This window comes from Acinetobacter sp. NRRL B-65365, from assembly GCF_001605865.1.
In the GTDB taxonomy this organism is placed as follows: domain Bacteria; phylum Pseudomonadota; class Gammaproteobacteria; order Pseudomonadales; family Moraxellaceae; genus Acinetobacter; species Acinetobacter vivianii.
Window position 1 is genome coordinate 1 of sequence record NZ_LRPD01000089.1, and the last position, 13,837, is coordinate 13,837.

11 protein-coding genes are annotated in these 13,837 nt (G+C 42.4%); 5 read left to right on the forward strand and 6 right to left on the reverse strand.

Features of this window, described 5'->3' with window-relative positions; translation table 11 throughout:
• On the forward strand, positions 1-830 hold an 830-nt coding region (locus tag AWW72_RS18750; protein WP_171254753.1), incomplete at its 5' end, for an FAD-dependent oxidoreductase.
• A gap of 51 nt (positions 831-881) precedes the next feature.
• On the opposite strand, the gene AWW72_RS18755 is transcribed toward AWW72_RS18750, so the two are convergent.
• From AWW72_RS18755 to AWW72_RS18780, 6 genes are all read right to left on the reverse strand, one after another.
• Positions 882-2,906 carry an esterase/lipase family protein gene (locus AWW72_RS18755; RefSeq protein WP_062848326.1) on the reverse strand — a complete coding sequence of 675 codons (2,025 nt, stop codon included), beginning with the start codon at positions 2,904-2,906 and terminating at the stop codon, positions 882-884.
• 122 nt (positions 2,907-3,028) lie between these two features.
• On the reverse strand, positions 3,029-3,928 hold the full coding sequence (locus tag AWW72_RS18760) for an ABUW_2363 family tetratricopeptide repeat lipoprotein (RefSeq protein WP_062848327.1): 900 nt from the start codon (positions 3,926-3,928) through the stop codon (positions 3,029-3,031).
• 112 nt (positions 3,929-4,040) lie between these two features.
• Positions 4,041-4,853 (reverse strand): serine O-acetyltransferase, encoded by an 813-nt coding sequence (cysE, locus tag AWW72_RS18765; RefSeq protein ID WP_005257044.1) that lies wholly within the window; start codon positions 4,851-4,853, stop codon positions 4,041-4,043.
• Complete coding sequence (locus tag AWW72_RS18770) at positions 4,846-5,685, reverse strand: RNA methyltransferase (RefSeq protein WP_062848328.1); 840 nt, start codon at positions 5,683-5,685, stop codon at positions 4,846-4,848. The genes cysE and AWW72_RS18770 overlap by 8 nt, the downstream gene beginning before the upstream one ends.
• A gap of 13 nt (positions 5,686-5,698) precedes the next feature.
• The gene (gene dnaE, locus AWW72_RS18775) at positions 5,699-9,262 is read right to left on the reverse strand and encodes a DNA polymerase III subunit alpha (protein WP_062848329.1); all 3,564 of its coding nucleotides are present in this window, start codon (positions 9,260-9,262) and stop codon (positions 5,699-5,701) included.
• Positions 9,263-9,677: 415 nt separating this feature from the next.
• Positions 9,678-11,108, reverse strand: coding sequence for a pyridoxal phosphate-dependent aminotransferase (locus AWW72_RS18780; RefSeq protein ID WP_062848330.1), 1,431 nt, complete (start codon positions 11,106-11,108; stop codon positions 9,678-9,680).
• Positions 11,109-11,348: 240 nt separating this feature from the next.
• On the opposite strand from AWW72_RS18780, the gene msrB reads away from it, so the two are divergent.
• The 4 genes from msrB to AWW72_RS18800 all read left to right on the forward strand — a co-directional run bounded on the left by msrB (position 11,349) and on the right by AWW72_RS18800 (position 13,816).
• Positions 11,349-11,768: a peptide-methionine (R)-S-oxide reductase MsrB gene (msrB, locus tag AWW72_RS18785; RefSeq protein ID WP_004771736.1), complete on the forward strand. Its 420-nt coding sequence runs from the start codon at positions 11,349-11,351 to the stop codon at positions 11,766-11,768.
• Positions 11,765-12,253, forward strand: coding sequence for a glutathione peroxidase (locus AWW72_RS18790; protein WP_004771737.1), 489 nt, complete (start codon positions 11,765-11,767; stop codon positions 12,251-12,253). The genes msrB and AWW72_RS18790 overlap by 4 nt, the downstream gene beginning before the upstream one ends.
• 63 nt (positions 12,254-12,316) lie before the next feature.
• Positions 12,317-13,120: an AraC family transcriptional regulator gene (locus tag AWW72_RS18795; protein WP_062848331.1), complete on the forward strand. Its 804-nt coding sequence runs from the start codon at positions 12,317-12,319 to the stop codon at positions 13,118-13,120.
• 72 nt (positions 13,121-13,192) lie between these two features.
• A complete protein-coding gene (locus tag AWW72_RS18800) occupies positions 13,193-13,816 on the forward strand; it encodes a LysE family translocator (protein ID WP_062848332.1) in 624 nt (207 codons plus the stop codon).
• The last annotated feature ends 21 nt before the right edge of the window (positions 13,817-13,837 follow it).

Consider the following 13,837-nt stretch of genomic DNA (forward strand, 5'->3'; position numbering starts at 1 on the left):
GTCAGGTGATGGATACCATGGATATTGAAAACTTTACTACTGTGCAAAAAACGGTAGGTCCTAAGTTTGCTCAGGATATGGAAGCACATGTACGTGAATACGGCGTGGATATCATGAACCTGCAACGTGTCAGCAAGATCACAGGTGCAGATCAAACCGCAAACGGTCTGGTTAAAGTTGAACTGGAAAATGGTGCCAAGCTTGAATCGAAAACCATCATTCTTTCAACAGGTGCACGCTGGAGAGAAATGAATGTTCCGGGTGAAGCAGAATACCGTACTCGTGGTGTCGCATATTGTCCACACTGTGATGGCCCATTGTTCAAAGGCAAACGTGTTGCGGTGATTGGTGGTGGTAACTCGGGTGTTGAAGCCGCCATTGACCTTGCAGGAATTGTTGAGCATGTGACTCTGGTTGAATTTGATACCAAGCTTCGTGCCGATCAAGTGTTACAAGACAAGTTAAACAGCTTGCCAAATACCACAGTGATCATGAATGCATTGAGTACCGAAGTGATTGGTGATGGCGCTCAAGTAACAGCATTAAAATACAAAGATCGTGCGACTGATGTTGAACATACAGTTGAGCTTGCAGGGATCTTTGTACAGATTGGGTTATTGCCAAACACAGATTTCTTAAAGAACAGTGCTGTCGAGTTGAGCAACCGTGGTGAGATCGTGATTAATGATCGTAACGAAACCAGTGTTAAGGGTGTATTTGCTGCTGGTGACTGTACTACCGTGCCATACAAGCAAATTATCATTGCCACAGGTGAAGGCGCTAAAGCATCACTTTCTGCCTTTGATTATATGATCCGTTCTGGCGTATAAGGGATGTGATCAAAAAAAGCCCCAATAATGATTGGGGCTTTTTTATTGCATTTAGTTCTTTGGTTTATATAAACCATGATCAACCAGATGTTCGCGTAGAATACGGCGAAGTTCTAACACTGCTTCAGGGGTTTCCTGAATGGAATGACCACCAGTAAAAATCTTTTCAGACACAGCCCCATCTAAATGTGCACTTTTATAAGGAACAATGCCGTCGGTGATGACATTCGGATCATCACTCTTGGTAATGTTGCCCATAATTGAATGGAAAACCAGACCTTTTTCTGGTGGGATCGTAGCTGTTAATTCCATAAATTTGGATTTTTTGCTCAGATCACTTGGGCCATTCTGGATCACATCATTGGTCAAGGTTTTGACGAAATCCTTAAGATCCATGTCATCACTGGTGAGCGTATCCGCTAAGGTCGTCAAGAACGTAGCAGGGAGCTTGATAATCTTACGGGCTGCCAAGGTAAACCAGCGATCTGCATAGTCCGTGCCACGATGCGGGGCTGCCAAGAAAATGGCACGATCAAAGTTCGTAATCGGTTCCATCTTGAGACGCTCGCCAATCACAGGATGCTTTCTCAAACGTGCCTGTTGGCGGCTGTTCATCATGGTCAATGCTTCTTTGGAAATATCAGCATTGCTGACCAAAAGACGGCTAATAATCCCGCCCATACTATGACCAATTAAAACCGCATCCTGAGCAGCGGCATCTTTAGGATTTAGTGAGCCAAAGGCTTGCTTTAATACGGCATAGATTTGAAAGCGACTTTCCAGAATAGGCATATTGGTCGAATAGAAGACTTGCCAAACCTGATAGTGCTCGCGTAATACTGCATCACCCATAATGTCGTTGGTCACGGCAATCCACGCTTCAGGGCTACTTGCCAGACCATGCACAAGTACAATCACTTTCTTGTTCGGATTATAAGGTTCAAGCATATATAAATGCGGCATGGTGAGGTGCTGATCGCGGTCAATTAAAGTTAAATAAGCAGCAGTCCCTAAATTATTTTCAGCCAGCCAAAGCCCATAAGGCGCAGAGAAATTGGCGGCCAGAGAGTATTCTTTTCCAGCAATATTTACTTTCTCTACACTATATGGATCGTAAACCTTGACTTCAAATTCTGGACTATTAAGCACATCGTCAACCGTTGCGGTTGTCTTTTTAGGTTGTGCAATAATGGTTGCAGCCAGATAACGTGCCTTATGAATATTTGGATTAACCCCATTTGGATAGCTATAACTTAATGGATCAAGGATGTATTTATTTTCACCATGGGCAGCGCCATCGGTCGAAGGAAATACAGCCACGAAATCTGAACCGAAACCATCTCGACGGTTAATGGCTCTTAAACCTGAAAAATTCATGTTATAGCTGGAAATAAACTTCTCGAGCTGCATGTTTTGCAAGCGTTGGTAAGACTGAATATCAATGGTGTATGTGCTTTTACCAATTTTAATCGTCGGTGTAATGGTTTTGGATGGGTTTCTTAAACTATGGACATTCACCATTTTGGTTAACGCCTGATTATAGAAATCCCGAATTTGAACTTGTCTGTTATCGAAAATCCGTTCCTGCGGCTGGCGGGCAGTCTTAAACAAATAAGCATAACTGTAGCGAATACTTTTATCTAAAGCTTCAAGCTCCTGATCCAGACAGTTTTCATAGGTTTTCTGAATAGCTTTTTGTTCTTCTTCAGCTTTATGTTTGGTGAGCTTACTGACTTTACATTCAGAGGAGTCAGAAAGACTCATGGCTTTTGAAAGATATAATTCGCTGGCAGTAGATAAAAGTTGCTCATCCTGAATTTGCGGAATCTTATGCAGATCTGCAATACATTCATTTGGAGTCTGCATGCAGACTTTTGCTTCTTTGCCAGACATCGACAGCACATTGAGGCTGGCTTCGCTCAATTTTTTCTGTGTCAGAATACTATTACGCTCGTTCGCGATCGTCACATTGAGGTCTTGCTGCTTCAGACTGACGACCTGACAACCACTCATCACCATAGTACTGAGTAGGCTGATCGCAAATAAACGTTTATTCGGGGTAAATGCTAGCTTCATAAATCAGCAAGTTGGCTGGGAGATTGTAGCTATAATACGAAAATCGAATGTTTTTTCAATCATCCATAAAAAAATAGACTGTACACGACAGTCTATTTTTTCACTACAGAATGGGACAGTAATTAGTTCAATACTTGCCAAACATTCCAGCGTTTTCCAGATTCAACTTCTTTGATCAAGCGATCAGTAACTTCAGCTTCATCTGGGTAATTGATTTTGTAGTTCTTCAAGGTTTGAAGTGCATTTTTCTTTTGCTCTAACCAAAGATAGTTGTTTGCAGCAGAAAGATAAGCTTCTTGAACACCGCCTTTCATTGCCTTATCTAAATAAGGAATTGCTTCGCGTTGACCGCCACCTTCAGAGAGGCCAAAACCGAACCAGAAGTTTGTTTCAGCATCATTCGGGTTCATTGCAAGAATACGTTGAGCATAGTTCAATGATTTGGTGGTGTACGCTGTACCCAAATCCATATTACGTGCCATCACGCTTGCTTTAAAAGCACGGGTCAGTACATCAATAGACGCGTTTGGTTTTTCTGCCAAAGCATCTAGTTTTTGAGTTGTTTCTTTCAACTTCGCTTCATAGCCTTTACGTTCTTGACGGTCAGGGAAGCGAGGTGGATAGTGGCGTGCTTTACCTTCAACCAGTTGTAAGAAGTCATCAATCTCAGTCACATCGACTTCATTTTCGCCTGCAAGAACTGCATATTTTACATTGCGTTGTTTGCTGTCGATCGTCGGAACGATGAGTTTGTTGATATCTAATGTGGTGGTTTTTGATGGATCATTTTGTAATGACACAACCATTTTAGTCACAGGCTGAGCAGCAGCATCTTTAATTGCAACTTCGAAGCTTGGTGGCGCATCATATTTGATTGGATTTAAAGCATAGAACGGTGCTGTCGGTTCTGGCTCTTTGAATACAAATGGCTCAGAAGCTTTATCTTTTTTGACTGGGGCGATGCCACAGGCGGTTAAAAAAGAAGTTGAAAGTACAAGTAATGCCAAAGGCTTAAAATTCATGCTTACATCCATTAATTTTAGTTAAATGAGAAGTAGATCGTTGGTTTCACCAGTCTAGGAAAAGCAAAACCAACTTGCAATGATAAGCTTGTTACATTTCTTATATATTCGCTTAGGTTGCCGAAGTTTTGTTCTGTGCTTCACATTCACGTCTAACTTCTTCAATAATTTTAAGTTCTTCTTTACTCAATGGTTGATTCTTAGAACTTTGAGGTGAGAAACTCGGATCCAGTTCTGAGAGGCGCTGGCACAGCACATTCATACGTTTTTCGTTTTTCTGCATACGATCCAGCAGCACACGAATACCTTCTAAAATTGGATCAGATTGATCTTGTGTCGTTGCATAAGGCTGGAAGCCAATACTTTCGGCATAGTCACGACGGCTGACTTCATCTTGTTCGACTTGGTTTTTATCTTTGAAGATATAACGTGCAGGGTTACCAACCGCAGTCACATTTTCAGGGACTTCTTTGGTCACTACAGCATTCGAGCCAACTTTCGCACCTTTATGGACTGTAAATGGGCCTAAAATTTTTGCACCTGCACCGACTACAACTCCATCTTCAAGCGTTGGATGGCGTTTGCCTTTATTCCAGGTTGTGCCGCCTAGGGTAACGCCATGATAAAGCGTAACGTCATTGCCAATTTCAGCTGTTTCACCAATCACAACACCCATGCCGTGATCGATAAAGAAACGTTTGCCAATTTTTGCACCTGGGTGAATTTCAATGCCTGTGGCAAAGCGGCTAAAAGAAGAAAGTAGGCGAGCCGTACCTTTATATTCTTTTTTCCATAATTCATGTGCCATACGATGCATGATTAGCGCATGGATACCGGGATAGGTCGTTAGCACTTCCAGCGTGTTTCTAGCCGCAGGATCACGTGCAAATACAGCCTCGATATCTTCTTTAAGCTGTTTAATCATTTGAATGATCCTCCGTGTTTGTCTTTTTCCATGAACCTTTGGCAAGTGCCTGAACGCGACTGAAGATCCCACGTAATAAATGGTACTCCATACGATCTAATTGTATCCTTCCAAATAAACGACGCAAGCGTAATGGCAGTAAACGGGGATTATTCGGGTCTAAAAATTCGATTTCAGTCAGCATTTTTTCCAGATGAGGGTAGAACTCTTCCATCTGTTGCTGCGTCACCAGTGGTTCATCCCATTCCATGCTTTGCTGTTGTTTTAGTTGCATGTGGTCATCTGGTGTATCTGTAACTTGAGTATTTTGTTCAAGTGCAGCCATTCTCATTTCATAACACACCACCTGAATGGCTTGAGCGACATTCAGAACGCCATACTCAGGATTGACTGGGATGGTTAAGTGGTAATTGGCTAAGGCCAGTTCTTCGTTGGTCAGTCCACGATCTTCACGACCAAAAACGATGGCAACATGTTGTTCTTTGCTAGCTGCCTGTAATGCTTCTTTTGCCGCAGGGCGAACATCGAGCAATGGCCAAGGAATGGTGCGACTACGGGCACTGGTACCGAAGACGATATGACAATCCTGAATGGCTTGTTCCAGCGTCTCAACAATCTCAATCTGTTCAATTAAATCCTGTGCACCCGCTGCCAAAGCATCAATATCGGGATGTGGATAGGTTTTCGGTGCAACCAATACGAGCTTGGATAAGCCCATGGTTTTCATTGCACGTAAAGCACTACCAATATTGGCTGGTAGGGTGGTATTGACCATGACAATACGGACATGATCCAAATGTTTGGACACGTTATTTGAGTCAAACTGGTTCATATATTATCCAGAATTAAGAGTATTGAGAGACTTCTGCCTGATAGAGATCAAGCGCTTCATCCATTGACATGTTGTCAGGTGGCGGTGCGATGTTTGCCACTTTCGGTGCTTCTGCAACTTTGGCTGCTTTAGATTTCACTTGGTATTCGATCGCAATTGCTTCTTTACCAAAATAATCCCGCAACTTGCTTAGCAACTCATCCAGTGGTGCAACTTTCCATTGTGGGCCGAGGTGTAGCTCGGCGGTTGCAAAACTTTGCTCAAGCTGGATTTGCAGGCCAATATGCTGGCACATATCAACATTACAATAAGGTAAAAGAATCGCTTGTAAATCTTTTGCTAAAGTTTTGCTCATCAGGTCTTGCGCTAAACGAACCTGAATACTTTGGGCACGTTTCTGGCGAATTTCATTTAAACTGAATGCCTTACTTAACCGTGCCATTGGGCGGTCAAAGCCTTCACGTTCGTAGATTTCGCCTTCAATCACCACCACTTGTTCCAAGCGAACCACTTCTTTGTAGCGTTGGAAACGCTCATGGTTACAGCTAATTTCGACACGGGCTGTACCATCATCCAGTGTGATCATAATGCGGTTTGGGAAGTTGGCAATATCAACAACTAAACCTGCAAAAACCGTAGTAACACCACGACGTGTCGGGGTCAGTTCATTCAGTTTTGCTGAAATGAATGATTTTAATTCAGGACGATAGACATCAATCGGGTGACCTGTAAGGTAGAGACCCAGCGTGTCTTTTTCACCTTTAAGACGAACTTCGTCTGACCAAGGTTTCACGGGTTTGGCTGGTTTACGCTGAACTTCTTCAACTTCACCAAACAAGTCCATAATTCCTGTTTCACGGTTACTGCGCGCTTGTTCAGCTGCTTGCACGGCTTCTGGCAATTGTGCCATTAAGCTTGAACGTTCAATGCCGAGACAATCCAGCGCACCCGCACGGATCAGGGCTTCTAGAGTACGTTTATTGATTTTTTTCAGATCAATACGATGACAGAAATCGAATAAATCCTTGTAAGGGCCTTCATTGATGCGTGAGTCGATGACCGATTGCATCGCTTGCTCACCAACGCCTTTAATTGCACCTAGGCCATACACAATGGTTGCTTCATCGCTGGCATGGAAATGATACAAAGACATATTCACAGACGGTGGTAGCACTTCCAGCTTGTTATTACGGCAGTCGTCGATCAGGAACACGATACTGTCGGTATTCTGCATTTCCGAAGATAATACGGCTGCCATAAATTCAGCAGGATAATGCGCTTTTAACCAAGCGGTGTGGTAGGCAACAAGGGCATAGGCTGCGGCATGGGATTTGTTAAAACCATAACCTGCGAACTTTTCCATATAGTCGAAGATATGGTTGGCAGTTGCTTCATCAATATCTTTTTTCGCAGCACCTTCAATAAAGATCTGGCGCTGTTTGACCATTTCTTCAGGTTTCTTTTTACCCATGGCACGACGAAGTAAGTCCGCACCACCGAGTGTATAGCCTGCACAGAACTGTGCTGCCTGCATTACCTGTTCTTGGTAAACCATAATCCCGTAGGTTGGTTCTAATACGCCTTCAAGCAGGGGATGAAGATACTCAAACTCACCGCCATGCATACGATGGATAAAGTCAGGAATAAGATCCATCGGGCCCGGACGATACAAGGAAACGAAGGCAATAATCTCTTCAAATTTGCTTGGTCGTGCTTCCTTCAACATCTTTTTCATGCCGACGGATTCAAACTGGAATACCGCAGTTGTATTTGCCTCGGCAAACACCAGATAAGCATCTTTATCGTCTAAAGGAACATTGGAAATGTTCAGTGGTATCTCGGATTTGATCCGCTTGTTGATATTCTGAACCGCATCTTCAATCACCGTCAGGTTACGTAGGCCCAAGAAGTCGAATTTAACCAGACCCGCAGCTTCAACATCATCTTTATCATATTGTGCTACGCGGTTGGTACCATCGGCATCACAAAGAACGGCTGAGTAATCGGTAATTTTACCGGGTGCAATAACAACACCACCGGCATGCTTACCTGTATTACGCGTGATACCTTCTAACTTAAGTGCCATTTCCCAGATTTCAGCGGCATCATCATTGTCTGGATTGGACGGGTTGGTGACGATGTCTTTGAGCTGCGGTTCCATGTCAATCGCAGTCGCTAGATCGACACCCAGTGGCTTGGTTGGAACCATTTTAGAAATACGGTCAGCCAGACCATAGGATTTACCCAAGACACGGGCTACATCTCGAATCGCACCTTTTGCCGCCATGGTACCAAAAGTGGCAATCTGTGAAACCGCTTGACGACCATAATTCTGTGCAACGTATTCAATCACACGGTCACGACCTGCAATACAGAAGTCGACGTCAAAGTCGGGCATCGAGACACGTTCCGGGTTTAAGAAACGTTCAAAGAGTAGGTCATAACGTAGCGGGTCAAGATCGGTAATTTTTAAGCTATATGCAACCAGTGAACCCGCACCTGAACCACGACCTGGACCCACAGGCACGCCATTATTTTTGGCCCATTGAATGAAGTCCATGACGATGAGGAAGTAACCTGGGAATCCCATCTTGAGAATAATATCGACTTCATATTTGATCCGCTCATCATAAGGTTTGCGAATCTCGGCCCAGTCTTCGTCACGTTCAGCGATCGGATAAAGAACATTTAAGCGTTCTTCTAAACCTTCACGGGACAAATGCTCGAAATAGGTGTCGATGGTATACCCATCTGGAATCGGGAAATCAGGTAAGAAATAAGTTCCGAGCTGTAATGCAACATTACAACGTCTTGCAATATGGTAAGTGTTTTCAATTGCACTCGGAATGTCTGAAAATAGCTCAGACATTTGTTCGCCAGTTTTAAAATATTGTTCAGGGCTATAATTTTTCGGGCGTTTATCATCGCCAAGTACATAGCCATCTGCAATACAAACGCGGGCCTCATGGGCCTCAAAATCTATTTGTTCAACAAAGTGCACATCATTATGGGCAACAACACCAATCTGATATTTGGCGGCCAGTTTCACGGCTTGCTGAATAAAATCTTCTTCGCCTACACGTTCAGTACGCGTTAAGGCCAAATAGACACGATTGCCAAATTTCTCAATCCATGCTTCCAGTAAAGGTTCAGCTTTTTGTGGATTGGAAGAGCAGAGCATTTTGCCCACATCACTATGTTGGCCTAGCAAGATAATCAGGTCTTCTGCTTGTTCAAGTACCCATTCTTTTTGTACGCATGGGATACTTAACTGTTGGCCTTCGATAAAACCGCGTGACACGATTTCAGTCAGATTACGCCACCCAGTATTGCTCATTGCCAGTAAAGTTGCGCGATGTTCAGCATCATTGAGGCGAATAACACTGCCTAAAACGGGCTTGATCCCTTTTTTTAGACATGATTCGTAAAATTTTACTGCTGCGTGCAGGTTGGATAAGTCTGTGAGTGCCAGAGCTGGCATCTCATCTTTTACGGCAGCCTTGACCAAATCAGGTATGCGAACAATCGATTCTGTAATCGAAAACTCTGTATGGATACCGAGATGAACAAACCGCATAGAAGGACTATCCTTTTTCAAACCAACGCATAGTTTAGCATGCAAACCGAAAATGACATGCTTAATATTTTGGCAAACCGTGTGTTTGCTTTGTTATTTTGCTCAAAAGTTAAAAATTAGTTTTTGATTTTTTCTATGTGTGGCCTAGTTTTACATACGAACTAGACCGAGCGATGGCTTATCTGTCATGTTTAATATGAAAAGCGCTTACACGAGTAAAAGATATCCTATTGCTCTGAATATGCTGAGAAACTACATCAAAGTAAAGCTGCACTGTTTGGAATTTGGCTGTGCAAAAAGATATTTGATTCTGATTCAAAATCTAGGGCGCTGCTGTGGAAAGCGATCTAAAATCTAGACAACACATCTAAAGATTGAATATAAAAAAATCCCCCTGAATTAGGGGGAGTTTGTATTAACGCATTTTTGCCAAGAAGCGGCCTAAGCGATTGATGGCTTCCCGAAGCTCATTTTCAGCTGGCAGGAATACTACACGGAAATGATCTGGCGTCGGCCAGTTAAAGCCTGTGCCTTGTACCAATAATACTTTTTCCGCTTTTAACAGATCCAGCATCAGTTTTTCATCATCTTCAATTGGATAAACTGCTGGATCGAGTTTAGGGAAGCAGTACATTGCGCCATCAGGTTTAACACAGCTAAGACCTGGAATTTCATTCAGCATTTCCCAAGCAATATTACGCTGTTCGTATAAACGGCCACCTGGGCGAATCAAATCGTTAATTGATTGATATCCACCTAATGCAGTTTGAATCGCATATTGAGCTTGGTGGTTGGCACATAAACGCATTGAAGCCAGCATATCCAAACCTTCGATATAGTCTGCTGCACGTGCTTTATTGCCTGTAATCGCCATCCATCCTGCACGATAACCTGCAATACGATAAGCTTTTGATAAGCCATTGAAGGAAATACACAGTTGATCGCCAGCCAATGCAGCTACAGCCACATGCTCGATGCCGTCATAAACGATTTTGTCGTAGATTTCATCTGCAAATAAAATCAGGTCATGCTTTTTCGCCAATGCAACAATTTGCTCTAATACATGACGTGGATAGACTGAACCTGTCGGGTTGTTTGGATTGATAATCACAATACCACGGGTGTTTGATGTGATTTTGCTTTCCATATCCGCAATGTCAGGATACCAGTAGTTTTCAGAATCACATTTATAATGAACTGCGCTACCGCCAGACAGATTTACCGCTGCCGTCCATAAAGGATAGTCAGGCATTGGCACCAGCATTTCATCACCATCATCCAGCAAGCCTTGCATTGCCATAACAATAAGTTCAGATACGCCGTTGCCCACATACACATCATTGACGTGCATATCAAAAACGCCTTTCTGCTGGTAGTACTGGCAGATCGCTTTACGTGCAGGGAAAATACCCTTTGAATCGGTATAGCCAATTGCATTCGGCAGGTTTAAAGCCACGTCATTAATAATTTCTTGTGGGGCTTCAAAACCAAAAGGTGCAGGGTTGCCGATATTCAGCTTGATAATCTTGTGTCCTTGCTCCTCCATTTCATTGGCGGCGCGCAGTACAGGTCCACGGATGTCGTAACAAACATGCTCAAGCTTGGATGATTTTTTAATTTCTCGGCTTGATTGATGAGACTGGGGAACAACAGTACTTTTAGACATAGCAGGATTCACTTTTGCATATCGGTATAAATAACTTTTAAAGGTTTCAACTGTTACCAGATTCAGGTCGTGCTGATCTCTCAGTAATTCAACAATTTTTTCATGGGTAAAACCTGATTGTTGATATTGTCTGATGGTTGGTAATAAGTTTTGAAACACCACACTTTTTTTCTGAGACATTTTTTGTCCTATACAACCGTGCGAAACAAGAATATCACTATATTTGCTCACGCAAAAGACAATATTGTTAAAATTTGCTTACTTTAAATATTTAATTTGCTTTCTTTTTGCTATTTTTGATTTAGATGCTTAAACTTCAACAAATTATACGATCTGAGACTAGAGTTTTTTTTGCGAATGGCGTAAATATAAAATCTGATCATCATGATATTTTTAACATCAGAATAAAAGGTGCAGGTTATGGGAAAAGTGAATAAAACAGACCGAGAATGGCAACGAGAGTTATCCGCAGAAGAATATCGCATTACCCGTCAGAAAGGCACAGAACCCGCATTTACAGGACAATATTGGAATAATAAGCAACATGGTACTTATGTTTGTCGTTGTTGTGGTGCGGAATTATTTTCTTCCGATACAAAATACGATAGCGGCTGTGGCTGGCCGAGCTTCTTTAAGCCGATTGATAGTGTTGCAATAGAAGAACATGAAGATTTATCGCATGGTATGGTCAGAACAGAAATTGTCTGCCATGATTGCGATGCACATTTGGGCCATGTGTTTGAGGATGGTCCACAGCCGACAGGACTGCGTTATTGCGTGAATTCGGCATCATTACAACTTAAAACAGATGAGAAGAATGACGAGGAAACTTATCCATGAGTAACATTTATCAGTTTGAAGCTGAGTTGTTAGAGGGAGAAACAAAAGCGCTCGCTGATTATAAAGGCAAGGTCATGCTGATTGTAAATACTGCAAGTAAGTGTGGTTTTACCCCGCAGTTTGCTGGATTAGAAAAACTTTATGAAAAATATAAATCTCAGGGACTAGAAGTATTAGGATTTCCATGCAATCAATTTGGAGGACAGGATCCGGGCACCAATAAAGAAATCGGAACCTTTTGCCAGCGTAATTATGGCGTCAGTTTCCCCATGTTTGCCAAAGTCGATGTGAAAGGGCCTGAAGCACATGTGATTTTCCGTTATTTAACCCGTGAAGCGAAAGGGCTTTTAGGTAGTCGGAATATCAAATGGAATTTTACGAAATTTTTAGTTGGTCGTCATGGTGAAGTGCTAGAGCGTTATGCACCAACGACTAAGCCAGAAGCCTTAGAAGCAGATATTGAAAAAGCTTTAGCCCAGAAATAATCTGTTTTGGCTTTGAGTTAAATCATTTTGAACTCCACTGTTGAGTTTTGGAATCATCCTGACATGCCGTATGTTGAAACGCGTAGGGCATGTCAAAGTCGAATCTGTTATAAATCGCATAGTCATCCCACCTTTTCAATCGGCGCCGTAGATGCCGGGCAGAGCCATTTTTCCAGTTCTTTTGCTTCAGAGCAGCTGATTCAGGCGGGGAGTGTCGTAGTTATTCCTGCTCATGTTGAACATTCATGTAATCCTTTGCCTCAACAGGCTTGGAGTTACCAAATGATGCATCTTGATGCAGCATGGCTTGCTGGACTGATCAATGAATTACAACAGGAAATGGATCTGCATTTGGATTTAAGCAAATCCTATGTGCCGCAACTCAAACCCATAATTCTCCATGATCTGGATATTTACGTCGCATTTACTGGATTAAATCAGGTATTGTTTGATCCGCTGATTCCAAGATTAGAAAAAGAACAATATCTAATTAAGACTTTAACTGAAATGTTAATACCGAATTTTCATTGGGAAAATATTGGGGCGGCAGGTTATTTCCAGCCATATTTACCGCGCTTAACTGAGTGTCTGAATAGCAGTATGGATGATTTATCGCTACAGCAACTGGCTGATGAATTACAGATGAGCCGTTATGCGTTAATTCGGTTATTTAAGCATTATTTGGGTTTAACGCCACATGCCTATCAATTAAATCAAAAGGTGAATCAGGCACGCTTACGCTTGCGTCAGGGCTGTGATCTGGCTCAACTGGCGCATGAGCTGGAGTTTACTGACCAAAGCCATTTTCATCGTGTCTTTAAACAATATACGGGTGTCACCCCAAAACAATATTCTAAAAAATCTTAGCTCCCGCAATTTTATACAAGAATAAAGTTTTCAGCTTTTTTAAGCTGGCTCTCCTTCATTTGGAGAGAAGGTATGGAGCTTTTTTTAACGATCGTGGTGACTCATTTTATTGCTTTGCTGACGCCGGGTGCTGATTTCTTTTTAATTTTAAAAACACTGATGCAAAGTAAAATAAAGGCAGCACGATTGACTTGTATGGGAATTGCATTAGGCAATGCCATCATTCTGCTGGTGATTTATTGCAGTCTGTTTCTGTTGGGTCAGGTCAATACTGAAATACTGGTCGCGATGAAATGGTTAGGTGTCCTTTATTTTGCTTATCTGGCGGTTCAATGTTTTGGTGCGGCGCGTTCCGCACAGATCATCCCTAACACTGAGCTGGAAGATGTTGCAGCGTCGCAAAATAAGGCTCAATTTACGCACTTTTTACTGGGTTTAGGTTCAAGTCTACTCAATCCCAAAAACCTGATGTTTTATTCGGTCTTGGTGATTCTGGTTTATCCGCAATATAATTTTTTGCAAAACTTTTTGGTCTGCGTCTGGATGGTGGGCTTGGTACTGAGCTGGAATCTGGCGATGGTTAAACTGATGAATGCAACCATTTATCTGTCATGGTTAAATCAGCATATTCATTATTTATATTATCTGGCGGGCAGTAGCTTTCTCTTTTTTATGCTGGTACTGATTTTATCCTAAACATAAAAAAGACGATCAAAT

What these genes read in the sequence shown, in the direction of transcription:
- AWW72_RS18755 (WP_062848326.1), bottom strand. Translation starts at nt 2,906, where the DNA reads ATGAAGCTAGCATTTACCCCGAATAAACGTTTATTTGCGATCAGCCTA.
- AWW72_RS18760 (WP_062848327.1), bottom strand. Translation starts at nt 3,928, where the DNA reads ATGAATTTTAAGCCTTTGGCATTACTTGTACTTTCAACTTCTTTTTTA.
- cysE (WP_005257044.1), bottom strand. Translation starts at nt 4,853, where the DNA reads ATGATTAAACAGCTTAAAGAAGATATCGAGGCTGTATTTGCACGTGAT.
- AWW72_RS18770 (WP_062848328.1), bottom strand. Translation starts at nt 5,685, where the DNA reads ATGAACCAGTTTGACTCAAATAACGTGTCCAAACATTTGGATCATGTC.
- dnaE (WP_062848329.1), bottom strand. Translation starts at nt 9,262, where the DNA reads ATGCGGTTTGTTCATCTCGGTATCCATACAGAGTTTTCGATTACAGAA.
- AWW72_RS18780 (WP_062848330.1), bottom strand. Translation starts at nt 11,108, where the DNA reads ATGTCTCAGAAAAAAAGTGTGGTGTTTCAAAACTTATTACCAACCATC.
- msrB (WP_004771736.1), top strand. Translation starts at nt 11,349, where the DNA reads ATGGGAAAAGTGAATAAAACAGACCGAGAATGGCAACGAGAGTTATCC.
- AWW72_RS18790 (WP_004771737.1), top strand. Translation starts at nt 11,765, where the DNA reads ATGAGTAACATTTATCAGTTTGAAGCTGAGTTGTTAGAGGGAGAAACA.
- AWW72_RS18795 (WP_062848331.1), top strand. Translation starts at nt 12,317, where the DNA reads ATGCCGTATGTTGAAACGCGTAGGGCATGTCAAAGTCGAATCTGTTAT.
- AWW72_RS18800 (WP_062848332.1), top strand. Translation starts at nt 13,193, where the DNA reads ATGGAGCTTTTTTTAACGATCGTGGTGACTCATTTTATTGCTTTGCTG.